Source organism: Nonomuraea sp. LP-02, from assembly GCF_036289125.1.
Lineage (GTDB): Bacteria > Actinomycetota > Actinomycetes > Streptosporangiales > Streptosporangiaceae > Nonomuraea > Nonomuraea bangladeshensis.
Window position 1 is genome coordinate 1,521,099 of sequence record NZ_JAXCLK010000001.1, and the last position, 22,357, is coordinate 1,543,455.

The 22,357-nt window shown below is 74.1% G+C and carries 21 protein-coding genes; 9 read left to right on the top strand and 12 right to left on the bottom strand.

Annotated features, from left to right (window positions below; genetic code table 11):
* Positions 1-10: 10 nt before the first annotated feature.
* The gene (locus SMD20_RS07060) at positions 11-1,465 is read right to left on the bottom strand and encodes an ATP-binding protein (RefSeq protein WP_329576515.1); all 1,455 of its coding nucleotides are present in this window, start codon (positions 1,463-1,465) and stop codon (positions 11-13) included.
* Positions 1,466-1,628: 163 nt separating this feature from the next.
* Between SMD20_RS07060 and SMD20_RS07065 the strand changes: the two genes are divergently transcribed.
* Positions 1,629-1,784 (top strand): hypothetical protein, encoded by a 156-nt coding sequence (locus tag SMD20_RS07065; protein ID WP_329576518.1) that lies wholly within the window; start codon positions 1,629-1,631, stop codon positions 1,782-1,784.
* Between the two features lie 73 nt (positions 1,785-1,857).
* Here SMD20_RS07065 and SMD20_RS07070 read toward each other — a convergent pair whose 3' ends face one another.
* From SMD20_RS07070 to SMD20_RS07095, 6 genes are all read right to left on the bottom strand, one after another.
* Positions 1,858-2,112, bottom strand: coding sequence for a hypothetical protein (locus tag SMD20_RS07070; protein ID WP_329576520.1), 255 nt, complete (start codon positions 2,110-2,112; stop codon positions 1,858-1,860).
* Positions 2,113-2,168: 56 nt separating this feature from the next.
* The gene (locus SMD20_RS07075; RefSeq protein WP_329576523.1) at positions 2,169-3,149 is read right to left on the bottom strand and encodes a hypothetical protein; all 981 of its coding nucleotides are present in this window, start codon (positions 3,147-3,149) and stop codon (positions 2,169-2,171) included.
* Between the two features lie 62 nt (positions 3,150-3,211).
* On the bottom strand, positions 3,212-3,805 hold the full coding sequence (locus tag SMD20_RS07080; protein ID WP_329576526.1) for a response regulator transcription factor: 594 nt from the start codon (positions 3,803-3,805) through the stop codon (positions 3,212-3,214).
* Positions 3,802-4,887, bottom strand: a complete 1,086-nt coding sequence (locus SMD20_RS07085; protein WP_329576528.1) for a sensor histidine kinase — start codon at positions 4,885-4,887, stop codon at positions 3,802-3,804. Before SMD20_RS07085 ends, SMD20_RS07080 begins: the two co-directional genes overlap by 4 nt.
* Before the next feature lie 91 nt (positions 4,888-4,978).
* Entirely contained in the window at positions 4,979-5,980 is a 1,002-nt protein-coding gene (locus tag SMD20_RS07090) for a glycoside hydrolase family 11 protein (RefSeq protein ID WP_329576533.1), read from the bottom strand.
* A 220-nt stretch (positions 5,981-6,200) separates the two neighbouring features.
* The gene (locus tag SMD20_RS07095) at positions 6,201-7,745 is read right to left on the bottom strand and encodes an MDR family MFS transporter (protein ID WP_329592465.1); all 1,545 of its coding nucleotides are present in this window, start codon (positions 7,743-7,745) and stop codon (positions 6,201-6,203) included.
* A 168-nt stretch (positions 7,746-7,913) separates the two neighbouring features.
* Between SMD20_RS07095 and SMD20_RS07100 the strand changes: the two genes are divergently transcribed.
* Complete coding sequence (locus SMD20_RS07100; protein ID WP_329576536.1) at positions 7,914-8,498, top strand: TetR/AcrR family transcriptional regulator; 585 nt, start codon at positions 7,914-7,916, stop codon at positions 8,496-8,498.
* 29 nt (positions 8,499-8,527) lie between these two features.
* Entirely contained in the window at positions 8,528-8,971 is a 444-nt protein-coding gene (locus SMD20_RS07105) for a GNAT family N-acetyltransferase (RefSeq protein ID WP_329576538.1), read from the top strand.
* Here SMD20_RS07105 and SMD20_RS07110 read toward each other — a convergent pair.
* Complete coding sequence (locus SMD20_RS07110) at positions 8,950-9,177, bottom strand: hypothetical protein (protein ID WP_329576540.1); 228 nt, start codon at positions 9,175-9,177, stop codon at positions 8,950-8,952. The genes SMD20_RS07105 and SMD20_RS07110 overlap by 22 nt on opposite strands.
* A 63-nt stretch (positions 9,178-9,240) precedes the next feature.
* Here SMD20_RS07110 and SMD20_RS07115 point away from each other — a divergent pair, with 63 nt between their 5' ends.
* Together SMD20_RS07115 and SMD20_RS07120 are read left to right on the top strand one after the other, a co-directional pair.
* A complete protein-coding gene (locus SMD20_RS07115) occupies positions 9,241-9,903 on the top strand; it encodes a YoaK family protein (protein ID WP_329576543.1) in 663 nt (220 codons plus the stop codon).
* A gap of 86 nt (positions 9,904-9,989) precedes the next feature.
* Entirely contained in the window at positions 9,990-11,150 is a 1,161-nt protein-coding gene (locus tag SMD20_RS07120; protein ID WP_329576546.1) for an FAD-dependent oxidoreductase, read from the top strand.
* A gap of 247 nt (positions 11,151-11,397) precedes the next feature.
* Here the strand turns inward: SMD20_RS07120 and SMD20_RS07125 are convergent, their stop codons facing one another.
* Positions 11,398-12,636, bottom strand: coding sequence for an AI-2E family transporter (locus tag SMD20_RS07125; protein ID WP_329576549.1), 1,239 nt, complete (start codon positions 12,634-12,636; stop codon positions 11,398-11,400).
* A gap of 169 nt (positions 12,637-12,805) precedes the next feature.
* Here SMD20_RS07125 and SMD20_RS07130 point away from each other — a divergent pair, with 169 nt between their 5' ends.
* Both SMD20_RS07130 and SMD20_RS07135 read left to right on the top strand, forming a co-directional pair.
* Positions 12,806-13,333, top strand: a complete 528-nt coding sequence (locus SMD20_RS07130; RefSeq protein WP_329576552.1) for an XdhC family protein — start codon at positions 12,806-12,808, stop codon at positions 13,331-13,333.
* A 77-nt stretch (positions 13,334-13,410) separates the two neighbouring features.
* Positions 13,411-13,836 (top strand): hypothetical protein, encoded by a 426-nt coding sequence (locus tag SMD20_RS07135; RefSeq protein ID WP_329576555.1) that lies wholly within the window; start codon positions 13,411-13,413, stop codon positions 13,834-13,836.
* A gap of 19 nt (positions 13,837-13,855) precedes the next feature.
* Here the strand turns inward: SMD20_RS07135 and SMD20_RS07140 are convergent, their stop codons facing one another.
* Positions 13,856-16,573: a hypothetical protein gene (locus tag SMD20_RS07140; RefSeq protein ID WP_329576558.1), complete on the bottom strand. Its 2,718-nt coding sequence runs from the start codon at positions 16,571-16,573 to the stop codon at positions 13,856-13,858.
* 130 nt (positions 16,574-16,703) lie between these two features.
* Here SMD20_RS07140 and treZ point away from each other — a divergent pair, with 130 nt between their 5' ends.
* Together treZ and malQ are read left to right on the top strand one after the other, a co-directional pair.
* Positions 16,704-18,455, top strand: coding sequence for a malto-oligosyltrehalose trehalohydrolase (treZ, locus tag SMD20_RS07145; protein WP_442942452.1), 1,752 nt, complete (start codon positions 16,704-16,706; stop codon positions 18,453-18,455).
* Positions 18,456-18,459: 4 nt separating this feature from the next.
* Positions 18,460-20,313, top strand: coding sequence for a 4-alpha-glucanotransferase (gene malQ / locus SMD20_RS07150; RefSeq protein WP_329576566.1), 1,854 nt, complete (start codon positions 18,460-18,462; stop codon positions 20,311-20,313).
* 10 nt (positions 20,314-20,323) lie between these two features.
* On the opposite strand, the gene SMD20_RS07155 is transcribed toward malQ, so the two are convergent.
* Together SMD20_RS07155 and SMD20_RS07160 are read right to left on the bottom strand one after the other, a co-directional pair.
* Positions 20,324-21,064 carry a peptidase inhibitor family I36 protein gene (locus SMD20_RS07155; protein ID WP_329576569.1) on the bottom strand — a complete coding sequence of 247 codons (741 nt, stop codon included), beginning with the start codon at positions 21,062-21,064 and terminating at the stop codon, positions 20,324-20,326.
* A gap of 84 nt (positions 21,065-21,148) precedes the next feature.
* Entirely contained in the window at positions 21,149-22,258 is a 1,110-nt protein-coding gene (locus tag SMD20_RS07160) for a helix-turn-helix transcriptional regulator (protein WP_329576572.1), read from the bottom strand.
* Between the last annotated feature and the right edge of the window lie 99 nt (positions 22,259-22,357).

Sequence of the window (22,357 nt, forward strand, 5' to 3'; positions counted from 1 at the left end):
CCGGCGTGGGTCAGCAGGCGGGCGGTGACAGGCGGGCCGGGGTGCGGGCGTCCTTAGGGTCGGCGAGGACCACCCGCTGCGACGCCCCTTCCTGCGACCCGAGGAGGGCCCGGGTGAGCGACTGGTCGTCGCCCGCCATCGCCCGCAGCGCCGTGTCGAAGTGCTCGTCGGTGAGCGTGGGCGCGCCGGCGCGCAGCGCGATGAGGATCACCCGCCGCATCAGCTCCTTCACGAACGACGCCGTCACGCCCTCGGTCGCGGCGACCACCTTCCCGGTGTCGGCGTCGATCCGCCGGTCGCGCGCGTAGAGCCGGACCAGCCGCTCCCGCGCCGCCGCGTCCGGCCGCGGCACCTCCACCGCGAGGTCCACCCGTCCCGGCCGCTGGACCAGGGCCCGCTCCAGCGCCTCGACCCGGTTCGTGGTCAGCACGAACGTCACGTCCGCGTCGCCGCCGATGCCGTCCATCGCGTCCAGCAGGGAGAACAGCAGGGGGCTGGTCTCGTGGTGGCCGCGGTCCTCGGCGATGAGGTCGACGTCCTCGATGATCACGAGGGACGGCTGCAGCTTGCGGGCCAGCGCCACCGCGTAGTCGATGCGCCGCATGGCGGGCCCGGTGATGAGCACCGCCGTGTGCTCGCGCAGCCGCCCGATCAGGTAGCGGGTGGTGTGGGTCTTGCCCGTTCCCGGCGGCCCGTACAGCAGCAGGCCACGGCGCAGGTGCTGGCCGGCGGCGGTCAGCCGGTCGGCCAGCTCGGCGATGCCGACGATGTGCTCCTCGATCGCCTCCAGCCGTCCCTCCGGCAGCACCACCTCCTCGGCGGTCAGTTCGGGGCGGGGCAGGAAGGTGAGCAGCTCGTTGTCCCGGTGCTCGCTGAAGCCGAAGCTGAGCACCTGGCCGCGGAACGGGTCGTGCTCCCGCTTGAGCCGGTCGATCTCCTCGCGCACCGCCGTCGCGGTGCCCCGCTCGGCCGCGAGCACGGTGAGCAGGCTGTGCGGCTCGTAGTCCTCGCGGTCGCTCAGCGCGAGGACCACCGGCGTGCCGTCCGGCGCGACGGTGGCCACCAGGCCGAGCTGCACGACCTCGATCGTGGCCTCGGGCCCGACCGAGGCCGTGCCATAGTCGGGGCGGCCGAGCAGCCGGCTGCCGTCGCGCATCGCCGCCAGCAGCATGTTGATGATGCTCTCCCAGCGGCGCTCGCCGCCGACGACGCCGAACCAGCGGGCGCCCGGCGAGTGCCGGTCGAGGTAGAGGTCGGTGGCGGTCTGCAGCGCGGCGTGCTCGTAGAGGCGGTACTTCTCCTCGACCACCACCACGTCGCTGAGCGGGCAGCCGAGGTGCCCGGTGACCTGAGTGATCAGTGGGGAGGCCGCGTTGTCGGTGCCGATGCTCTCGGCCACGGCGGTGTAGACCTGCCGCAGGCTCTCGGCCAGGGCCCGCGCGCTCGCGGGATCGATGTCCGTCACGTTCGCCATCATGCCGCACGGGGTTCCGGCCAGGCCTGGCGTTATTTAACGTGCTTTGTCGCATCTTGGCCGCTTGGTCGTTCGTCTGCCTCCGCTGAGGGCATCCGCGTGTACGGGGGGTAGCGAACCGCTTCTCTCCGTGACACGCAGAAAGGGAAGTCGGATGGCTCAGGACGCGCGCAAGCCGAAGAGCGGCGACAAGGACAAGAACAAGGGCAAGGCCAAGGGCGCGATGCCGGGCCGCAACGGCGCCGAGAAGAAGCCCGGTGCCGCCAAGCCCGAGGACTGGAAGAACAACGTGCCGGGCGACCAGGGCTGACGCCTGACGTGCAGGTGCCCTGCGGCTTCTCGCCGCAGGGCACCTTGCGTTGTCCGGGATGACGCTGGCGGGATCAGTCGCCGGACTCGTTCATCAGCCGGGTCCAGAAATGCTGCAGCTCCTCGGCGATGTAGCGGCGGTAATGGATGCGCTGCCGGCCGTCGTCGTCCCGGTAGACCGAGACCTCGGTATAGGGCGTCCCATCGTCGATGAAACCCGTATGGAGCTGCGCCCAGTCTTCCGCGCGCGGTGTCCACTCCGGAAAAGCCAGCGTAGCGGCGCGGTCCCGGATGGCGGTCTGCCAGCGTTCTTCCCCCAATATGGCCATACTCCACGGTGCCAGAGCAACGGTCAGGACCGGGCAAAACACCCCGCCGCAGAGGGTCAGAGCGTGGCGGTCTCCTCCGCCCCGCGCGCCGGCCGTACCCGGGACCAGGCCACGGCGAGCAGGACGACGGCGGCCGCCGCGAAGGCCACGTTCCCGGCGAGGTCCACCGCCGGGGTGGCGGGCAGGGCCGGGGGCTGCGGGAAGGAGTGCCAGGCGTAGGTGAGCATCCAGCCCGCGCCCAGCGCGAACCGCTGTTCCGGCCCCCAGCCCGCCCGCCGCGCCCAGCGGGCGACGAGCGCGTACGCCGCCGCGTACAGGGCCACGTTCGCGGCCACGGCCGGCCACGCGCCGAGGACGTCGATCGTCAGCGCGGCCAGCCAGAAGGCGAGCCCCGCCACCAGTGTGAGCCCCAGCACCGGCCCCGCCCCCGGCGCCCGCTTCGCCGTCCGTTCCTGGAGCGTGGTGGGGCGGCGCAGGGCGAGGACGACCAGCAGGGCCGCCACCACGGCCGCCCCCGCGAGCTGCCCGGCCGACGCGCGGTAGGCGTCCGGGTTCAGCGCGGTCGCCGCCGCGCCCAGCACGTACAGCACCCCGGCCACGACCAGGCCGGGCCGGCCCAGCCACGGCTCCTCCGCCCTGGACGGCACCAGCGCCTCCATGACCGCGATCGGCGCGAGAACGCTGCCCGCCGCGTGCACGCCGCCCAGCACGAACGTCGTCCACCAGGCGCTCACGCCCACGCCCGGCAGCCACGCGTACGACGCCAGGTCCATCCCGGCGAAGTGCGGATCGAACAGGGACCGCGTGAGCAGACCCTCCTCCACCACCCCGTACGCGACCGCGAGCAGCACCATGCCCGGCCAGCCCGCGCCCTTGCGACGGGCCAGCTCGCGGATGAGCAGGGCGCCGCCGCCGTACAGCGGGGCCAGGACGATCAGCGCGGGCAGCGCGGTGACGGGCAGGTTCCCCAGCAGGAACTCGCCCGCCAGCGGGGAGAGCACGAAAAGCCCGAGAGCGGGCAGAAGCCGTTTTCCCATGCCTCCAGCGTCGCCACGGCCCGGCGGGGCCGGTAGTGACGTTCGTCAGCAGGGCGCGCGGATCACAGCCAGCCCTTGGCCTCGGCGGCGCGGGCGGCCTCGGCGCGGTTGCGTACGCCGAGCTTGCCGATGGCCGACGACAGGTAGTTGCGCACGGTGCCGTCCGACAGGTGGAGGCGGCGGGCGATGTCGGCCACGGTGCCGCCCTCGGCCGCGGCCCGCAGGACGTCACGTTCCCGGCCGGTCAGCGGGTTCGCGCCCGTGGAGACGCTGGCGGCGGCCAGCTTGCGGTCGAACACCCGGCCGCCCGCGTGCACCCGCCGCACCGCGTCGGCCAGCTCCCCGGCCCGCGCGTCCTTGACGACGTACCCGGCGACGCCGGCGTCCATCGCCCGCCGCAGGTAGCCCGGCCGGCCGAACGTGGTCAGGATGATCACCCGCACACCCGTCAGGTCCCCGGCGACGGTGAGGCCGTCGCGGCCGGGCATCTCGATGTCGAGCAGCACCACGTCGGGGCGGAGCGCGGCGACGGCCGGGGCCACCTCGTCGCCCCGGCTCACCTGGCCGACCACCTCCAGGTCCGGCTCCAGGCCGAGCAGCGCCGCCAGCGCCTCGCGTACGAGGTGCTGGTCGTCGGCCAGAAGCACCCTGATCATGCGGGCGCGCCCGCCAGCGGCAGGCGGGCGCTCAACCGGAAGCCGCCGCCCTCGGCGGGGCCGCCGTCCAGGACGCCGCCCGCCACCTCGACCCGCTCGGCCAGCCCGCGCAGCCCGTTGCCCGCCGCGCACGCGACGTCCGCGCGGCATCCGCCGCCGTCGTCGCTCACCTCCGCGTACGCCTCCCCGCCCCGCACCCCCAGCAGGATCCGGCAGTGGCGGGCCCCGCTGTGCCGTACCACGTTGGTCGTCCCCTCCCGCACCACCCAGGCCAGCACCGGCTCCACGTCGGCGGGCAGCGGCCCGGCGGCCACCTCCAGCCGCACCCCGGCGGTGGCGAGCGCCCGCCGCGCCCCGTCCAGCTCGTCGGCCAGCGACAGCTCCCGGTAGCCGGTGATCGCCTCCCGCACGTCCGCCAGCGCCTGCCGGGACAGCTCCTCCACCTCCTCCACCTCCGCCCGCGCCCGCTCCGGGTCGGCGGTGACCAGCCGCGCCGCGAGCTGGCTCTTCACGGTCATCACCGCCAGGCTGTGACCGAGGAGATCGTGCATGTCGCGGGCGAAGCGCAGCCGCTCGTTGTCCACGGCCAGCCGCTCCACCTCGGCGTTGGCCTGGCTGAGCGCCCGGTTCGCGGACTCCAGGCGGAGGAAGGCGCGCATCGCGACGGCGAAGATCACGCCCTGCAGCGGGAACCACCAGCGTTCGGCCAGCGACAGGCCGAGCAGCAGCGGGAACGCCAGCGTGACGGCCAGGATCGTCGCCCCGGCCGCCACCGGCAGCGTCCGCTCCGAAAACGACACGGCCACCGCCGCGATGAGGAAGAACCACATCGACAACAACCACAGCTCGCCCAGCAGCGGCGTCATCGCGGCGGCGACCACGTACAGCAGGGCCAGGGCGAGGCCCTGCGCGCGGCGCGACCGCTCCGCGCACCACATGACCCACAGGTAGAGCCCGACGAAGGCGGCCAGTCCGGCCGCCGCCAGCGCCACCTGCCCGGAGGAGGGGGAGGAGGCCAGGAACGTGGGCAGCGGCCACACCAGGACGACGAGGTAGAGACAGTTCCACAGCCGGCCCTTCACGCGAAGCAGCCTATACAGCCCACCGCCGGCCGTCCCCTGACGAATGTCATGGGCACGGTCCGGCGGTGGGCGCGGCGAGGGGGCCAGGAGGTCAGCTCGCGCTGCAGGAGACCGTCGGCCAGGTGTAGTTGCCGTTGTGCTGGATCGTCACCCCCCAGTTGTTGCCGCTGCCGTTGGGCCGGGCGGTGAGGGTCTGGGCGTTCGGGTAACTGGCGCTGACGTTCCAGGTGGCGATGACCTTCGCGGGGGAGGGGACGTTCATCGTCACGGTCCAGTTGCTCGATCCGCTGACGGCGACGTTGAGGTTGTAGCGGTCGCTCCACTGCTGCCCGGCGGAGAGCGTCGCGGTGCAGCCGCCGGGGGTGCCGCCCCCGCCGTCTCCGCCGCCGCCTCCGGAGGTGCTGCCGAGCGTGATGTTGGAGCTGCCGCTGCTCTGGTAGCCCTCCGTCGCGAGGATCTGGTAGTCGTGGCTGCCGAGGTTCATGCCGTTGCGGGCCCAGGCGTCGAAGTGGTTGCCGGCGGTGATGGTCCCGCCGGTCCGCTTCGACTGCCGGACGCTCCAGTACTGGTCGAAGGTCCTGGTGCCCTCGATGGAGGGGGCGTTGTAGCGGGTGGTCCGGTAGATGTCGTACGTGCCGCCGTCGGTGGTCACGGTGCCCTTGTACGTCCCGGTGGGCCGGTAGGTGCCCCAGTTGTCGACGATGTAGTACTCGATGAGCGGGTTCCTGGTCCACCCGTAGAGGGTCAGGTAGGCGTTGCCCGACGGGTTGAAGCTGCCCGAGTAGGTCACGGTCCTGCGGGCGCCGGTGCTCCAGCCCTTGCCGGCGACGAAGTTGCCGGTGTTCCTCCAGGACGTGCTGTAGTTGCCGCCGGAACCGAGGTTCATGGAGACGGTGCCGGAGCTGTCGGTCCAGAACGAGTAGAAGTAGCCGTTGTTGGTGCCGGTCTGGTTCGAGGTGACGGTCGTGTCGGCGCCGGCGGTGCCGGGCAGGACCAGCGCGGACAGGATCAGCACGAGGGATGAGACACCGCCGAGGAGCAGCCGGAGACGGCCGCCGCGGCGGGGTCGGTGACGGGTCGGGGCATCGTTCATCGGATCTCCTCCACCTCGAAAATATCGGCAGGCTGGCGAAAGTATCGGATTCGTCAAGAGGGGTGTCAACGCCTCGTGCGGTCGTGGCGATCCCGCCGGTACGTCCATGACGCCCACAACCAGGGAGAACTCGTCCGGCCGCTCTTGAAAGTTTCGGAGAGTTTCCGAACAAAGAAGAAGGCCGCGCCCCACAGGGGACGCGGCCTTGATGTCGAGGGTCTCAGGCCTTGCCCGCGACCTCCTGCTCGGCGGCCTCGCCGGCCGGGTCGGGCAGGTCCAGGCTGTCGCGCAGCTTGGCGGGCCGCAGGAACGCCGCGGCGATCAGGCCGACCACGGCGATGCCCGCCGAGACGAGGAAGATGTGGCCGGTGGCGTCGCCGTACGCGGCCCGGACGATCGGCTTGATCGCTTCGGGCATCTCGGCGATGTTGAGGCTGCTGCCCGCCTTGCTTCCCGTGACCGGGATGCCCGCCTTGGCGAGGCCCTCGGCGATGCTGGTCGCCACCCGGTTGGCCAGGATGGCGCCGAGCACCGACACGCCGACCGTGCCGCCGAGCGAGCGGAAGAACGTGATCGCGCCGCTGGCCGCGCCGATCTCGCGCAGCGGGACGGTGTTCTGGATGACCAGCACCAGGTTCTGCATGGACATGCCGACGCCGACGCCGACGGCCAGCATGTACAGCGACACCAGCACCAGCGACGTCTCGTGGTCGATGGTCGACAATCCGACGAAGCCCGCCAGCAGCACGACCAGCCCGACCAGGATGTACGGCTTCGTCTGCCCGCTCCTGGACACCATCCGGCCGCTGATCGTCGAGGAGAACAGCACGCCGACCATCATCGGGATGGTCAGCAGGCCCGCGGCGGTGGGGCCGTACCCGCGGCCGATCTGGAAGTACTGGCCGAGGAACACCGCGCCGCCGAACATCGCCATGCCGACCGCGAGGCTGGCCAGGATGGCGAGGGCCGGGTCGCGGCGGCGGACGACGTGCAGCGGCACGACCGGCTCGCGCACCTTGGACTCCACCAACGTGGCCAGGGCGAGCAGCACCACGCCGCCGCCGACCATGGCGGCCGTCTGCCAGGACAGCCAGTCGAAGGAGTTGCCGACGAAGGTCACCCAGATGAGCAGGACGCTGACGCCCGCCGCGATGAGGGCGGCGCCCCAGTAGTCGATGGTCACGTCCGTGCGGCGCACGGTGGGCAGGTGCAGGGTCTTGGCCAGCAGCGCGAAGGCGGCGACGGTGAACGGCACCGCGATGAAGAAGCACCAGCGCCAGCCGAGCCACGAGGTGTCGGCGATGAAGCCGCCGAGCAGCGGGCCGCCGACGGTGGCCACGGCCATGACCGCGCCGAGGTAGCCGTTGTAGCGGCCGCGCTCCTTCGGGCTGATCATGGCGGCGATGACGACCTGGGCGAGGATCTGCAGCGCGCCCATGCCGAGGCCCTGGAGGGCGCGGAAGGCGATGAGCTGCCCGGTGTTCTGGGCGAAGCCGCAGGCCAGCGAGGACACCATGAAGATCACGATGGCGATCTGGAGCAGCAGCTTCTTGTTGAACAGGTCCGCGAGCTTGCCCCAGATCGGGGTCGAGGCGGTCGAGGCCAGCAGGGACGCGGTGACGACCCAGGTGTACTGCGACTGGCTGCCGTTCAGCGCGCCGATGATCTGCGGGAGCGCCACCGAGACGACGGTGCCGCTGATCATGGCGACGAACAGCACGAGCAGCAGGCCACTCAGTGCTTCGAGTACCTGCCGATGGGTCATCGGCTCCGCCGCGGACGGCGCTGCCGGCTGTGCGCTCACGCGCAACCTCCTGTGGGGGAACGAACGTCAGGGGATGATCCCGGATCGCGGGACCCCGATACCTTACATGCACATCGGGAAACTTTGCGCACTGGGCATATATTCCCGGCGGGTAGACTTCTTTCCATCATGAGCAGCACGCCAGGGCTGCGCGAGCGCAAGAAGGCCGAGACCCGCCAGGCGGTTCACGAGGCAGCGCTCCGGCTCACCCTCGAACACGGACTCGACAACGTCACCGTCGAGGCCATCGCCGACGCGGCCAACATCTCCCGCCGCACGTTCAGCAACTACTTCGCCGGCAAGGAGGACGCCCTCCTGTACGGCGACGAGCAGCGCTTCGGCACGCTCGTGCGGCGCGTACGCGACATGCCGCCCGAGCTGACCGCCTGGCAGGCGCTGCGCGCCGCCCTGGAGGTCCTCTACGACGAGGCCGGCGGCGGCGACCGCGAGCTGCTCGTCCGCACCCGCCTCGCCATGCGCCACCCCTCCCTGCTGGCCCGGCAGCTCGCCGTCAGGGTCCGGCTGGAGAACGAGCTCACCGAGGCGGTCGCCGGCCGCGCCCTGCCCGCCGGCGTACAGCCGGAGGTGATCACCGCCGCGTTCCTGGCCGCCATGCGCGTCGCCACCCAGTGGTGGTGCTCAGGCAACGACGAACGCGACTTCCGCCAGCTCATCGACCAGGCGCTCGACCAGATCGCGGGCCGGTTCCGCTGACCACGGGCCGCCGCTCTACGCTGGTCCGCGTGCTGATCCGCCCGAGAACCCCCGGCGACCTGGAGGCGTGCGTCAAGGCCCTCGCCGAGGTGCGCACCGCCGACCGTTACCCCGTGGACTGGCCGGACGACCCCGGCGGCTGGCTGACGCCTCGCGAGCTGGAACGGGCGTGGGTGGCCGCCGAGGACGCGGCGGTGCTCGGGCACGTGGGGCTGACCGCCGACCTGGAGGTCACCCGGCTGTTCGTCGTCCCGGCCGCGCGGGGGCGGGGGGTCGCCGGGCTGCTCCTCGACACCGTCCGCGCCGCCGCCGGGGGGCGGCCGGTCACGCTGGAGGTCTCCTCCGAGGGGAGGGCGGCCATCGCCCACTACGAGCGCTCCGGCTGGCGCCGGACCGGCAGCAGCCGCGCCACCTGGCTGAACGCGGCCGGCGAGCCCGCGCTCCTGCACCACTACGTGAGCCCGCCCTCCTGACCGGCGCCCGCGCAAAGACCCGGCAATGATCGCGCCCGCCGGATCGGCCCGTCCTGGCGGGCGGGGTAAAGCTCCGGAAGCGGGACGAAGGCGGAGGCGAGGATGAGGCTCATCGTGGCGGGGACGATGCCCGGCGCCCGCACGCCCGCGCCCGGCTGATGCCCGGCGGTCCGCCGCACCCGGTCCCACCGGCCGGCGGCGATCATCCGGCCGGAGACAAGGCCGCGCCCCAGGGCGGCCCACCGGCCGGCGGCGGAGGGTGGCTGACCGTGCTGGCCGTCACGCTCACGGTCGGCACCGGGACACTGGACGTGGCCGGCTTCGCCCGGCTCGGCGGCGTGTTCAGCAGCGTCATGACCGGCAACCTGGTGGTGTGCGGGTTCGCGATCGGCACCGCCGCCTTCGCTCAGCTCCTGACGGGGGCCACGGCCATCGGCGGTTACGTGGCGGGCGTCCTCGCCGGCACCCGCCTCACGAGCCGCTTCCGCGGCAGGCGGGAGGCGGCGGCCGGGGCCCGCTGGAGGTGCCCGCGAGGGGTGATCGCGGCGCTGGCGGCGGAGCTGGCCGTGCTCGCCGTGTTCGCCGCCGGCTGGGTGGTGGCAGGCGCCCGGCCCGCTCCGGTCCCGCTGCACGGGCTGCTCGCCCTGGCGGCCGGGGCGATGGGTCTGCAGAGCGCGGCGATGCGCGGGCTCGGCGGCGGCCACAAGGTGTCGACGACGTACCTGACCGGGACGCTCACCGGCGTCGTCGCCGCGCTCATCACGGTCGGCGGCCCGCAGAGGGCCCGGCTGCGCGACCTGACGGTCCTGGCCGCGGTCCCCGTCGGGGGCGCCGGGGGAGCGCTGGTGCTCGCGTACGCGCCCGCCGTCCTTCCCGCCATCCCCCTCGCGACGGTGCTGACCGCCGTGACGGTGGCGACCCTCCTGCGCTGACCCGGCCGACGCCGCATCCGGATCATGGACCGCGGACCCCTTCTGCTCTACTGGATGTAGTACTACTAACCGTAGAGGGATGGGTCATGCGCATCGTCATCGTGGGAGCCGGCATCGCCGGGCTGGCCGCGGCCAGGGGGTTACGGACGGCGGGACACGAGGTCACCGTCCTCGAACGCGCGCCCGCGCTGCGCGACGGCGGCTGCGCGATCATCCTGTGGAGCAACGGCACCACCGTCCTGCGCGACCTCGGCGTCCCCCTGGACGGCCTGGGCCGGCGGCTCGACGTCCTGGAGGCCCGCAGCGCCTGCGGCCGGCCGGTGATGACGGTGGACACCGCCCGGCTGGAACGCGAGCTCGGCGCGCCGACGATGGTCATCCCCCGCCGCACCCTGATCGCCCGGCTCGCCGAGGGCCTGCCGGAGGACACCGTACGGTTCGGCGCCCGCGTCACCCGGCTCCACGACGACGGCCGGACCGTCCGCGCCGAGACCGAGGACGGCACGGAGCACGTCGCCGACCTGCTCATCGCCGCCGACGGCGTCAACAGCCCGGTCCGTGCCGCCCTCTTCGGCGCCGCCCCGGGGACCGGCGCCCGCCCGACCGGCGCGGCCTCCTGGCAGGGACTGATCCCCGCCCCCTTCGACCTCGGCTCCCGCTCCCTGCTCTTCCTCGGCCGCCACGGCCTCGTCGGCTTGCTCCCCGCGGGCGACGGCATGCTCCAATGGCTCATCGACCTGCGATGGCGGCCCGGCGACGAGGCCGACCCTGAGCGCGCCCTGGCCGCCCTGCGCGAGCGGTACGCGAGCTACGGCCCGCCCGTCCCCGCCCTGCTGGCGGCGCTGTCCGAGAAGGACCTCCAGCTCTTCCCGCACACCCGGCGCCGCGCCTCCCTTCCCTGGCGGCGCGGGCGAAGCGTGCTCATCGGGGACGCCGCGCACGCCATGCCGCCCATCCTGGCCCAGGGCGCGGGCCAGGCGCTGGAGGACGTCGCGACGCTGAGCCAGGTCCTCGAGGGAGCCACCGGCGCGAACGCCGCCGCCGCGCTGCCCGCCTACGAGCGCGCCCGCAGGCGACGGGCCGCCCTGGCCTCGGCCGCCGCCACCCGGGGCGTCGCGACCGCCGGGCCGCGTACGGCGTTCCAGGGCGAGGCCGCCCTGCGCGGCGCCGTCGCCCTGCCCGACCGGCTGGCCACCTGGCTGTTCGGCCGGCTCGTCACGGGCGTCAGCACCCGGCTCGGCCGCTGACCCGGCCGGCGAGCGGGCACTTGCGGACGACTGAGCCGGCGCCGCGCGTACGAGCGGCGCGCCGCCCAGATCTCCGGCCGATCAGCGTTTCATCCAGCGCCGCCCCGGCGGCAGGAACAGCGTCACCAGGGCGGCGGCGACGGCGAGGGCGAGAACGAGCAGAACGCGACGCATGACTTCTCCTATGGGTGAAAACTGGCTGACAGACCACGAATACCCACAGTAGTTGTCCGGTTACACCTGTCGATCAGTGCCGGTCCTGTCGCGGCAGCGTCACCTCGTACAGGACGAGCTGGATCGCCGCCGCGATCGGGATGGCCAGCAGCGCCCCCACGACGCCGAGCAGCGTCCCGCCGATCAGGGCCGCGATGATGGTGACCGCGGCCGGCACGTCCACGGACGACATCATGATCCGGGGCGCGATCAGGTAGTTCTCGATCTGCTGGTAGACGATGAAGAAGATCAGGCAGGCGATGCCCGTCGGCACCGACACGAACAACCCGACGAGTGTCCCGATGGCCGCCCCGATCGTGGCGCCGACCAGGGGGATCAGGTCGGTGATCGCCACGATGAGGGAGAGCGCGAGCGCGTACGGCACGCGGGCGATCGACAGGAAGACGAACGTCGTGACGCCCGCGATCAGCGAGATCAGCAGGTTGCCCGCCACGTAGCCGCCGATCCGCTTGATGACCTCGTCGCCCAGCAACTGGACGCGCTCGCGGCGGCTGGCGGGCACCAGCCGGTAGCCGAGGGAGGTGATCGAGCGCAGCGACGCCAGCAGGTACAACGTCAGGATGAGCACCGTCAGCGCCGAGAACACGGCGCTGACCACCACCCCGGCCGCGCCCAGCAGCCCGCCGAAGACCTGCCGTCCGAGATCGCCGCTGAGCAGGTACTGCTGCAGCCGGTCGAGCAACTGGTACTGCTGGTCGAGCGCGCGGATCTGCGGATGGTTCTGGAGCTCGCCGATGTAGGTGGGGAGCTGCGTGACGAAGTCGCCGGTCTGCGTGGCCAGCGGGGGCACCACGGCCACGCCGAAGCCGACGAAGAAGATGATCACGGCGGTGAAGACCGCCGCGATCGCCCACTGGCGCGACAGCCCGCGCTCCTCCAGCCGGCGTACGGCGGGATTGAGCCCGATGGCGAGGAACAGCGAGACCACGATGAGGATCAGCACCGACGCCGACGCGGCCAGCGCCTGCACCAGCAGCCACGCGCTCAGCACGCCCAGCGCGGCGGTGAAGCCGAACGCGAACGGGTGCCGGGTCAGAGCACGTCCGGGACGGCCGAAGTAGGCTTCGGCCTCACCGCGCCGCGCCAGCGAGGCGGCGGGCTCACCACGCGCGTCGTCCGCGAGCTGCCGGTACGCCTCACCCCTGGCTGCACTGTCTGGGGCGCCGGTCGCGCCGCCTGGGTTGCCGGCGGGCCCGTCGGCGGGGGTGGGGTGATCGGCGCCGGGGCCGGTCGGGGGGTGCGGGCGCGTCATCAGGAACCTCCGGGAGGGCCCTCGGCTGCGGCCTCTTCCATGGGCCCCAGCCGGGGATAACCGGCATGGCTACTTCCCGGCCGGCGCCGGATATTCACCCCGTGATGGAATCGTTGCCGGACGGTCAGGGCACCCCCTGCGGCCCGTCGTCACGTGTCACACTGCGGACATGACCCACACCCACGACGAGGACCCGGCCTGCGAGGCGGCCCACGGCGACGCGCCCGTGCAGGAGACCGGCGGCGAGCCAGGTCGCACGCTGGTCGCCGTCTTCGCCTCCCCGGTGGCCGAGTGCCTGCTGCGCCTCGGCGCCGAGCTGGGCTTCCGGCCGGTCCTGCTGGAGCCCGACCCCGCGCGCGGCCTCGACGGCTTCCCCGCCGTACGCGAGGTCGGCGAGCACGTGGACGCCACCGCCGACGTCGTGCTCACCGACCACCACCGCGACGAGATCGGCCGCGTCCTGCGCGACCTGCTGAAGTCGCCGGCCCGCTGGATCGGCATCATGGGCAGCCCCCGCCACTCCGGCCCGCACGTGCGGGCGCTGGCCGACCTCGGCGTGCCGCCGGAGGAGGTGGCCCGCGTCCACCGCCCGATCGGGCTCAACATCGGCTCCCGCACCCCGCCGGAGATCGCCGTCGCCACCCTGGCCGGGCTGATCGCCGACCGCAACGGACGTCCCGGCGGGTTCGCCTTCTAGCGGTGCCGCCCCGGTGGCCGCCCGGTGCCGCTCGCTTCCAAGCCGTCCGCAAGTCGGCCCCGGTACCTCTGGGACATGTGAAGAGACCTCTGCTGATCCGCGCCCTGACCACCGCCGCGGTCGCCGCCGCCGTCGCGCTGACCGCGTCCGCGCAGCCCGCCGCCGCCGCGCCCACGAGCTGGAAGTGGGGCGCCATCCGCTCCACCGACGGCATGGCCACCGCCTGGGGCAAGGTCGTCGTCGGCCAGTCGGGCCTGGCGGTGACGGGCAACCTCGACGACACCTACGGCAAGGGCTGCTCGTGGGCGGTGATCAAGTATCAGAGCGCCCGCAACGGCCGCTGGCGCACCCACGGGATCTACAACTGCGTGCCGGGCACCGGTACGTTCCGCAAGAACGTCGGCGGCGTCCTGCAGATCAGGATCCAGGTCTGCCGGGGCACCGCCACGCGGCCGACCGGCAAGTGCTCGCGCTGGCGGACGGTGTGGACCCAGGGCGGCTGACGGCCGGCGGGCGTGACGGTCAGCGGCCGGGGCGGGCGTCCTCCTGCGCGAGTTGCCCGTGCAGCCGGCGGGCCGCGCGGACGAGCCCGCTCGACCCGGTGCGCGCGGCGATGGCCGCGACCTCGGGGATCACGCCACGCGCGCCGGCCCACCCGGCCACGTCGGCGGCGAGCTCCAGCATCCGGGTGTGCGCGGTGGTGGCCCGTTCGCCCTGCTCCGGCAGGTAGATCGGCAGCAGGCCGCTCATGATCTGCCAGACCTCCCGGTGGGCGCTCTGCCGCGCGCACTCGTCGAGGGCCCGCACCACCACGACGGGTTTGACGTCGTCGAGCAGGCGCAGGCACCGTCCCAGTTGCCGGCCGCACTCGACGGCGGGCAGGGAGCCTGTGGCGACCGCGCGCAGCAGCGGCTCCCTGCAGCGTTCGGCGGCCCAGCCGTCCGCGCCCAGCAGGCTGCCCAGCAGCAGCGCCATGCCCTCGCCCACGGGCCCCTCCTGGTGGCAGAGCCTGGAGATCTCCGTCCGCAGCCTGCCCGGTCCCTGCCAGTCGCCGTACAGATAGGGGACGAGGTGCATGGCCAGGACCTCCCGGTCGGAGGGCAGCACGAGCCACCACGCCGACTGGTGGTAGCTCACCCAGTGGCGGCGTGGCGAATCGCGGAACAGCGTGTCCACGAACGCGATGCCGGTCGGCTCGTGCCGGACGAGCGGCTGAGGGCGTCCGCCGGGAGTCGCGGGCCACTCGACGCTCGTGACGGGCTCGGGCCGGTCGGTCAGCCAGCGCGCCAGCGTGGCGCCCGCCTCGGAGGTCAGCCGGCCCGCGCGGGCCACCACATCGGGGTCCACCGCGCGCGGCAGCCTCAGCAGCGCCTGCCCAAGGTCGTCGGGCAGGTGCCGGACGCCGTCACGTTCGTAGCCTTCGAGCCTGGCCACCAGCTCGGCCGGGTCGAGGTGACCGGAGGTGCAGGTGGGCGTGGCCAGCAGGTACGGAGGCAGCGTCCCCTCCACCAGCGCGGCGTGGACCTCGGCGCAACGCCGCATCAGGGCCCCGTAGAGCGGCGCGACCGGCGCCGGGACGGACAGCCGCCCCTCGGCGGCGATGTCCTCCCCGGCGGCGGCGCGGAGCAGCGCCTCCGTCCACTGCTCCAGGTTGAACCACTTGCTCACCCGGGGCAGATCCGTCACTTCGTCCGGCGCTCTCCTGGCGTGCGGGTGCCGGACGAAGCCGTCGAGCCAGCGTTCGAAGGCGAACTCGTGATCCAGCCGGTTGAAGGTGCCGGCCAGCGTCTCCATCGCCGGGCGGACCGGATGGCGGCCGGGCGCGTCGAACACCGGCAGTTCGCCCGGCTCGAAGGCGTCGTCCGGCGCGGCCTCGGTCTCGACCGCGCCGTAGCCGGGGGTCAGGCGGGCCGCGAGGTCGGGCGGCAGGACGGCCGCCGCCTCCCGCACCGTCTCGGCGCCTGCGGCCGACAGCCGCCGCGCGTGCTTGACGGCCCAGCGGACCGCGCGCTCCCTCACCTCGTACGACTCGCACAGGAACGCCGAGGCGAGCGCCGGCGCCAGCTCGTCGAGGTCGCCGGCGGCGTCGCGGGCGGCCCGGTCGAGCAGCGTCAGCCCCGCCCGTACGAGCTTGCTCTCGGGCCTGAACAGCAGCGCCGTCACGGCCTCGCCGACCTCCTCGCCGCTCAGCGTGACGCCGGGCCCGCGCAGCATCCGCAGGGCCAGCTCGGCGACCGGGCCGGGGGCGGCGGGCAGCAGCCGCAGGTAGTCGCGGACCCGTTCCTGGTCGGGGGCCGGATCGAGCAGGTCGTGCAGCCGTACGAAGAAGCGCAGGTCGGCGGCCGTGCCGCCGCGCAGGAACCGGCTCAGGCAGCCCGCCACGAGCTGCTCGTGGCCGACCGGCGAGGCCTTGGCGAGCGCGCGCAGCCAGGACCGGCCGGCAGGGGCGTCGGCCCGGTCGTCGCGCAGCGCCCGGCCCACGCCCTCGGCCTCGAACAGCCGGGGGATCAGGTGCGGGGCGAGCGGGTCGGTGGCGAGACGGGGCTCCATGGACGCCCAGGCGACGACCAGCGGCTCGTGCTCCGGCGGCTCGGCGCCGGTGCGGCGCAGCAGCTCCAGCGCCAGCCCGGCGGCGCCGTTGTCGAGCTGGGCGCGGGTGCCGCGCAGCCGGGCGGCCAGGCGCGTGGCGAGGTCGGCCTGCCATTCGGCGGGCCGGGCGGCGACGACCCGCAGCAGCGGCTCGATCGGCATCGTCTCGCGCCACTCGGCGAAGTCGCGGCGGAGGAGCCAGTCGGCGACCGCGGCCGGGCCGCCCAGTGTGCCCGCCCCCGCGACGCGGAGGGGCGCGATCCAGGCGTTGCGCATGCGCCAGTCGACCTGCTGCAGGTGGTGGTGGTAGCCGCTCTCCCACCACCGGCGCTGCGCGATTTCCTCGGTCACCCCCCGGTCCACATGCTCACTGACGAACTCCCGCATGGCCCGGTCCTCCGCCTCCTCCGCCCGCTGATGGGCCGCGTCGTACCGGGCGTGGGCGGCCTTGCGCGCCTCGCCCGCGTACGCGCGCAGCCGGCCGGCGATCTCGCGGCGCTCGTCCGCGTCGAGCCGCAGCACCACGTCGGCCGTCGCCGCCGTGTCACCGGCGGCGACGGCCTGCCGGAGGCGGTCCCATCCGCTCGGGCTCGCGGAGATCTCGTCGGGGGGAGGGCAGGCGCGCTCGGGCGCCTGCTGAGCAGTCGTCATGGGCACGAACATTAGAGATCACCACCGACAGATCGAGGGAAGGGCTTGCCGGAGGCGGGAGCGGGTAGGAACCGGCGCGCCCGGCTTCCGCCCGCACCGGGACGGAGCGCCAGGCGTTCGCCGCGGATGGATGCCGAGTGGGGGAGCACGGGTGGCGCACGAGTTCCGGGTGTGGGCGCCTGAGCGCGAACGGGTGGAGCTGGTCTTGGGGGAGCGCCGCCTCCCCATGCGGCCCGCGGCCGGCGGCTGGTGGGAGCGCACGGTGGAGGAGGCCGGGCCGGGCACGGACTACGCCTATGCGCTGGACGGCGGCCCGCCGCGGCCCGATCCGCGCTCGGCGTACCAGCCGCACGGCCCGCACGGGCCCTCCAGGATCGTCGACCACGCCGCCTTCCCCTGGACCGACGCCGCCTGGCGCGGCACCCCGCTGCCCGGCGCCGTCCTGTACGAGCTGCACATCGGCACCTTCTCGCCCGAGGGCACCTTCGACGGCGTGATCGAGCGCCTGCCGCACCTGGCCGCGCTGGGCGTGGACGCGATCGAGCTGATGCCGGTCGCGGAGTTCTCCGGCCGCCGCGGCTGGGGCTACGACGGCGTCTCGCTGTACGCCCCCCACCACGCCCACGGCGGCCCCGACGGCATGAAACGCCTGGTGGACGCCTGTCACGCGCACGGAATCGGCGTCGTCGTGGACGTCGTCTACAACCATCTCGGCCCCTCCGGCAACTACCTGCCGCAGTTCGGCCCGTACTTCACCGGCCGCCACACCACCAACTGGGGCGACGGGGTCAACTTCGACGGGCCGGGCAGCGGCGAGGTACGCGCGTTCGTCATCGACAACGCCCTCATGTGGCTGCGCGACTACCACTGCGACGGCCTGCGGCTCGACGCCGTGCACGCCATCGCCGACCACTCCGCCGCGCACGTGCTGGAGCGGCTCGCCGAGGAGGTCGCGGAGCTGGCCGCGCACGTGCGCCGCCCGCTGTTCCTCATCGCCGAGAGCGACCTCAACGACCCCCGTTTCGTCCGCTCCCGCGAGAGCGGCGGCTACGGCCTCGACGCCGCCTGGGCCGACGAGTGGCACCACGCCCTGCACGCGGCGCTGACCGGCGAGCGCGACGGCTACTACGCGGACTTCGGCCCGCTCGGCCTGCTCGCCAAGGCCCTGCGCCAGGCATGGGTGTACGACGGCACGTGGTCGCCGCACCGCGGCCGGGTGCACGGGAGGTCCCCGGCGGGGCTGTCCGGCCACCAGTTCGTCGTGTGCGCCCAGAACCACGACCAGGTCGGCAACCGGGCGCGGGGCGAGCGATCCGGCGCGCTGATGAGCGAGGGCCGCCTGCGGGTCGCCGCCGCGCTGCTGCTCACCGCCCCCTTCACGCCGATGCTGTTCCAGGGCGAGGAGTGGGGGGCGCGCACCCCGTTCCAGTACTTCACCGACCACGAGGACCCCGAGCTGGGCCGCGCGGTCAGCGAGGGCCGCCGCAGGGAGTTCGCGGCCTTCGGGTGGGAGCCGGGACAGGTGCCCGACCCGCAGGACCCCGCCACGTTCGAACGTTCGCGCCTGAACTGGGGCGAGCCGGCCGAGGAGCCGTACGCCGGGCTGCTCGCCTGGCACCGCGAGCTGATCGCGCTGCGGCGGCGGCTGCCCGCGCTCACCGACGGCCGTCTCGACCGGGTGCGCGCCGACTGCGACGAGGCCGCCGGGCTGGTGTCCGTCGAGCGGGGCCCGGTCCTGGTCGCCGCCAACCTCGGGGACAGTACGCGGGTCGTGCCCGCCCGGGGCCGCGCCCGCCTGCTGGCCGCGTCCGATCCCGGGATCACGCTGTCCGGGGACGACCTGACCCTGCCGCCCGACACCGTCGCGATCCTGGAAGGCTGAGCCGATGACCGACGCGTGGGGCATCGACCACGAGTACGAGGACGCCTCCGGCCGTCACCAGCGGGTGCCGCCCGAGACGGTCGCCGCCCTGCGCGCCGTCATCGGCGCCCCGCCCGGCATCAGCGGCGGCGGCCCGGGGGAGCCGGAGACCCTGGTGATGCGGCGCGGCGACCAGGTAGGACGCGCCGACCTCGTCCTGGAGGACGGCGCAGAGCTGCGCGTCGACGGCGCGCTCCCGCCCGACCTGCCGTACGGCTACCACACCCTGCGCCGCCCCGGCGAGGACACCGCGCACCGGCTCATCGTCAGCCCCGGCCGCTGCCGGCTGCCCGCCCGCCGGGCCTGGGGGTGGGCCGTGCAGCTCTACGCGGCGCGTTCCCGTACGAGCTGGGGCGTCGGCGACCTCGCCGACCTGCGCCGGCTCGCGAGCTGGGCGGCGGGGCGCGGCGCCGGGTTCCTCCTGGTCAACCCGCTGAACGCCACCGCGCCGGCCGTCCCCGTCCAGCCGAGCCCGTACTATCCGGCCAGCCGCCGCTTCCACAGCCCGCTCTACCTGCGGATCGAGGACGTGCCCGGCGCGGCGGCGGTCCTGGACGAGGAGACCGTGGCCCGCGGGCGCGCCCTCAACGACCGGCCCGAGCTCGATCGCGACGCCGCCTGGCGGCTCAAGCTCGCCGCGCTGGAGGACGTATACGCCGCCGCGCCGCCCGGCGGCGACTTCGAGCGGTGGCGGGCCGACCGTGGCCGGGCGCTGGAGGAGTTCGTCACGTGGTGCGCCCTCGCCGAGCGGCACGGGCCGAGCCGGCGGTCCTGGCCCGCCGAGTACCGCCGCCCGGACGGCCCCGCCGTGGCCCGCTTCGCCCGCGACCACGCGGACCGGCTCCGCTTCCACGCCTGGCTGCAGTGGCTCGTCGGGCGGCAGCTCGCCACGGCCGCCGCCGAGCTGCCGATCATGCAGGACCTGCCCGTCGGCGTGGACCCCGACGGGGCCGACGCCTGGTCCTGGCAGGACCTGCTCGCCGAGGGCGTCAGCGTCGGCGCGCCCCCCGACGAGTTCAACACCGCCGGACAGGACTGGGGCCTGCCGCCGTTCGTGCCGTGGAAGCTGCGCCGGGCCGGGTACGCGCCGTTCGCCGAGAGCGTCCGCGCCGCCATCGCCGCCTCCGGCGGGCTGCGCATCGACCACGTGATGGGCCTGTTCCGCCTGTGGTGGATCCCGGCGGGCGAGAGCACCGGCCGGGGCTTCTACGTCCGCTACCCGGCCGGCGACCTGCTCGACATCGTCGCCCTGGAGAGCCACCGGGCCGGCGCGCCCGTGGTCGGCGAGGACCTGGGGACGGTCGAGCCCGGCGTGCGTGAGACGCTCGCCGGGCGCGACCTGCTGTCCTACCGCCTGCTCTGGTTCGAGCGGGACGATCCCGCCGCCTGGCCGGAGCGGGCGATGGCGGCCGTCACCACCCACGACCTGCCCACGGTGGCGGGCCTGTGGGACGGCGGCGACCTGGCCGAGCAGCGCCGGCTCGGGCTCGAACCCAACGAGGACAGCTCACGCGCCCTGCGCGACGCGCTCGCCGCCCACGGAGGTCTCGAACCGGACGCCGGCGCCGCCGACGCCGTCCTGGCCGCCTACCGGCTGCTGGCCGAGGCGCCGTCGCTGCTGCTGACGGCCACCCTGGACGACGCCCTCGCCGCGCCTGACCGCACCAACATCCCCGGCGCCGACGGCCTGCGCCCCAACTGGCGGCTGCCCCTGCCGGTGCCGCTGGAGGAGCTGGAGCGGCTGCCCCTGCCCCGCGAGCTGGGCGAACTGCTGTCCGCCGCGGTCCGCGGCAGCGCCAAAGGGGCTCCCGGGCGGTGAGCGGCCCCGGTCAGCCGATGTTCCAGACGGAGGAGATCCGGTCGTTCCAGCCGGTGAGGACGAGGTTGGGGACGTCGGTGTTCGGAGGGACGAAGAAGGAGCTGCCGGAGAAGTTGATGTGCTCGTAGTAGCGGACGGCGCAGTTCGTGCCGCCCAGTGAGCTGATCTCGTCGTTCCAGTCGTGGAGGTGCAGCGGCCCGTGGTGGACGCCCGTCAGGTCGTTGTACGCATGCCGCGCCGCCAGCCAGAACCAGTCGCCGCCGTAGTCGACGTGCTCGAACATCTGCACCTCGCCCTGCGTCGGCGGACGGGGGTCGGCCATCGCGGCCCGCAGCTCCGCCGCCGCCCACACGGCGCCGTTGAGCGCGCTGTCGTCGGTGAGCGCGACGAGCCGGTCGGCCCCGTAGACGTAGGTGAGCGGCCGGCCGTCGTAGCGGGACAGGTCGGCCGGGTCGTGCTCGACGCCGTCGAGGACGACGGCCATGGCGGGCGCCCGGTGGGTGACGGGCTGTTGCCGCCCGGCCGCTGTCCCGGCGGAACCGGACAGCAGCCGGGCGGGGTCCATCGGCGCCGGCGCGGCCGAGCGGGGCGCGGCGAACGCCTTGCCGACCAGCTCCTGCAGCGTGCTGATGCCCTGCTCGCGCAGCAGCGCCAGGACGTCGTCCTCGGCGAGGCCGCCGACGTGGCCGGAGAAGTCGAGGAACCGCTCGACGTGGCGGCGGGCCTCGGTGGTGATCTGGGTGGCGGTCATGAGTGCCTCCTTCGTGGCTGGTGTTGCTCCTTCATGGTCGGGAACGCGGGCGCGCGGGACAGCCCCCCAACATTGGGGATGGCGTCAGGCGGTGAACGCCGCCATGAGCTCGTCCCTGCCGCCCGCGCCCGTCTTGCGGAACAACGCCTTGAGGTGGTCGTGGACCGTGTGCGCCGACAGGCCGAGCACCCGGGCGACCTGCTTCGGGGCCGCGCCCCGGCACAACAACTCCAGCACCTGGCGCTCGCGCGGGGTGAGGCCGTACCAGTCGCAGAAGGAGGGCAGCACCAGCGCGCCCGCCGGCGACTGGATGACGACGGCCACCTCGCCCTCGCCCGCGGCGTCCAGGGGCTGGGCCTCGATCATCAGCCAGCGGCCGAAGCCGGCGGGCGGCGCGCACACGAACGGGCGCCCGCCACCGGACGCGCTGCCGGGCCCGCTGCTGCTGTTCTCCCGGGCGTTCTCCCTGGCGTTCTCCCGGGCGTCGAGCGCGAGGGCCGTCACCAGCGCCGGCATGAGCCAGCCCGGCGTGCCGGGCCCGTCCGGGCCGCTCATCCGATCGAACCAGGCCCGGGCCTGCGGCGTCACCGTGCGGATGCCCTGGCCCTCGGCCACGATGACCAGCCCGGCGGGCAGCGCGGGAACGGTCGGCGTGAGCGGGCCCGCCGTGACGTGCCGGCGCAGCAGCGCGATCAGCGCCGGGCCGAGCCGGACCGCCCGGCGCACGTCGTCCGGCGAGAACGGGCGGGAGCCGTCGGCGCGCACCAGCCCGAGCAACCCCCACACGCCGTGGCCGTCCCGCAGCAGCAGCCGGAGCTCCGCGGCGGCCCCGCCCGCGACGAACGCCGTCCGCGCCCCCGCGCCCTGTCTCGCCGCCCCGCCGGCCGCTCCTTGCGCCGTCCCGCCGGCGATGCCGACCGGGGCGGGCCGAGCGGCCAGGGCCGACGGACGGCAGGGGTCGCCGTGGGCGGAGCGGTGGGCCAGCAGCGCCCGCACCAGCTCCTCCTCGTAGCGGTGCCAGAAGCTGAACGACCCCTGCCCGAGCCCGGTCGCCGGACTGGTGCCCACCAGGCGCAGCGCGTCGTGGCCCACCCAGGGCCGGATGGCCGCGGAGATCGCCGCCCCCAGCTCGCCGGCGGCGATGCCCCGGCCCGTCATCGTACGCAGATCATGGAGCAGGCGATCCGGTGTCACCTGGCCAGGTCAGCACGGATGGTCACGCTCCGCAACTGAATTGTCGCCGTCGGAATATGGTGACGTTCCAAAATGAGGGTTTTGTGCAAAACCACCGAA

What these genes read in the sequence shown, in the direction of transcription:
- SMD20_RS07155 (WP_329576569.1), bottom strand. Translation starts at nt 21,064, where the DNA reads ATGACCGCCACCCAGATCACCACCGAGGCCCGCCGCCACGTCGAGCGG.
- SMD20_RS07070 (WP_329576520.1), bottom strand. Translation starts at nt 2,112, where the DNA reads ATGGCCATATTGGGGGAAGAACGCTGGCAGACCGCCATCCGGGACCGC.
- SMD20_RS07110 (WP_329576540.1), bottom strand. Translation starts at nt 9,177, where the DNA reads ATGATCGCCGCCGGCCGGTGGGACCGGGTGCGGCGGACCGCCGGGCAT.
- SMD20_RS07125 (WP_329576549.1), bottom strand. Translation starts at nt 12,636, where the DNA reads ATGACGCGCCCGCACCCCCCGACCGGCCCCGGCGCCGATCACCCCACC.
- treZ (WP_442942452.1), top strand. Translation starts at nt 16,704, where the DNA reads ATGCCGAGTGGGGGAGCACGGGTGGCGCACGAGTTCCGGGTGTGGGCG.
- SMD20_RS07065 (WP_329576518.1), top strand. Translation starts at nt 1,629, where the DNA reads ATGGCTCAGGACGCGCGCAAGCCGAAGAGCGGCGACAAGGACAAGAAC.
- SMD20_RS07090 (WP_329576533.1), bottom strand. Translation starts at nt 5,980, where the DNA reads ATGAACGATGCCCCGACCCGTCACCGACCCCGCCGCGGCGGCCGTCTC.
- SMD20_RS07095 (WP_329592465.1), bottom strand. Translation starts at nt 7,745, where the DNA reads ATGACCCATCGGCAGGTACTCGAAGCACTGAGTGGCCTGCTGCTCGTG.
- SMD20_RS07080 (WP_329576526.1), bottom strand. Translation starts at nt 3,805, where the DNA reads ATGATCAGGGTGCTTCTGGCCGACGACCAGCACCTCGTACGCGAGGCG.
- SMD20_RS07140 (WP_329576558.1), bottom strand. Translation starts at nt 16,573, where the DNA reads ATGACGACTGCTCAGCAGGCGCCCGAGCGCGCCTGCCCTCCCCCCGAC.
- malQ (WP_329576566.1), top strand. Translation starts at nt 18,460, where the DNA reads ATGACCGACGCGTGGGGCATCGACCACGAGTACGAGGACGCCTCCGGC.
- SMD20_RS07100 (WP_329576536.1), top strand. Translation starts at nt 7,914, where the DNA reads ATGAGCAGCACGCCAGGGCTGCGCGAGCGCAAGAAGGCCGAGACCCGC.
- SMD20_RS07075 (WP_329576523.1), bottom strand. Translation starts at nt 3,149, where the DNA reads ATGGGAAAACGGCTTCTGCCCGCTCTCGGGCTTTTCGTGCTCTCCCCG.
- SMD20_RS07120 (WP_329576546.1), top strand. Translation starts at nt 9,990, where the DNA reads ATGCGCATCGTCATCGTGGGAGCCGGCATCGCCGGGCTGGCCGCGGCC.
- SMD20_RS07130 (WP_329576552.1), top strand. Translation starts at nt 12,806, where the DNA reads ATGACCCACACCCACGACGAGGACCCGGCCTGCGAGGCGGCCCACGGC.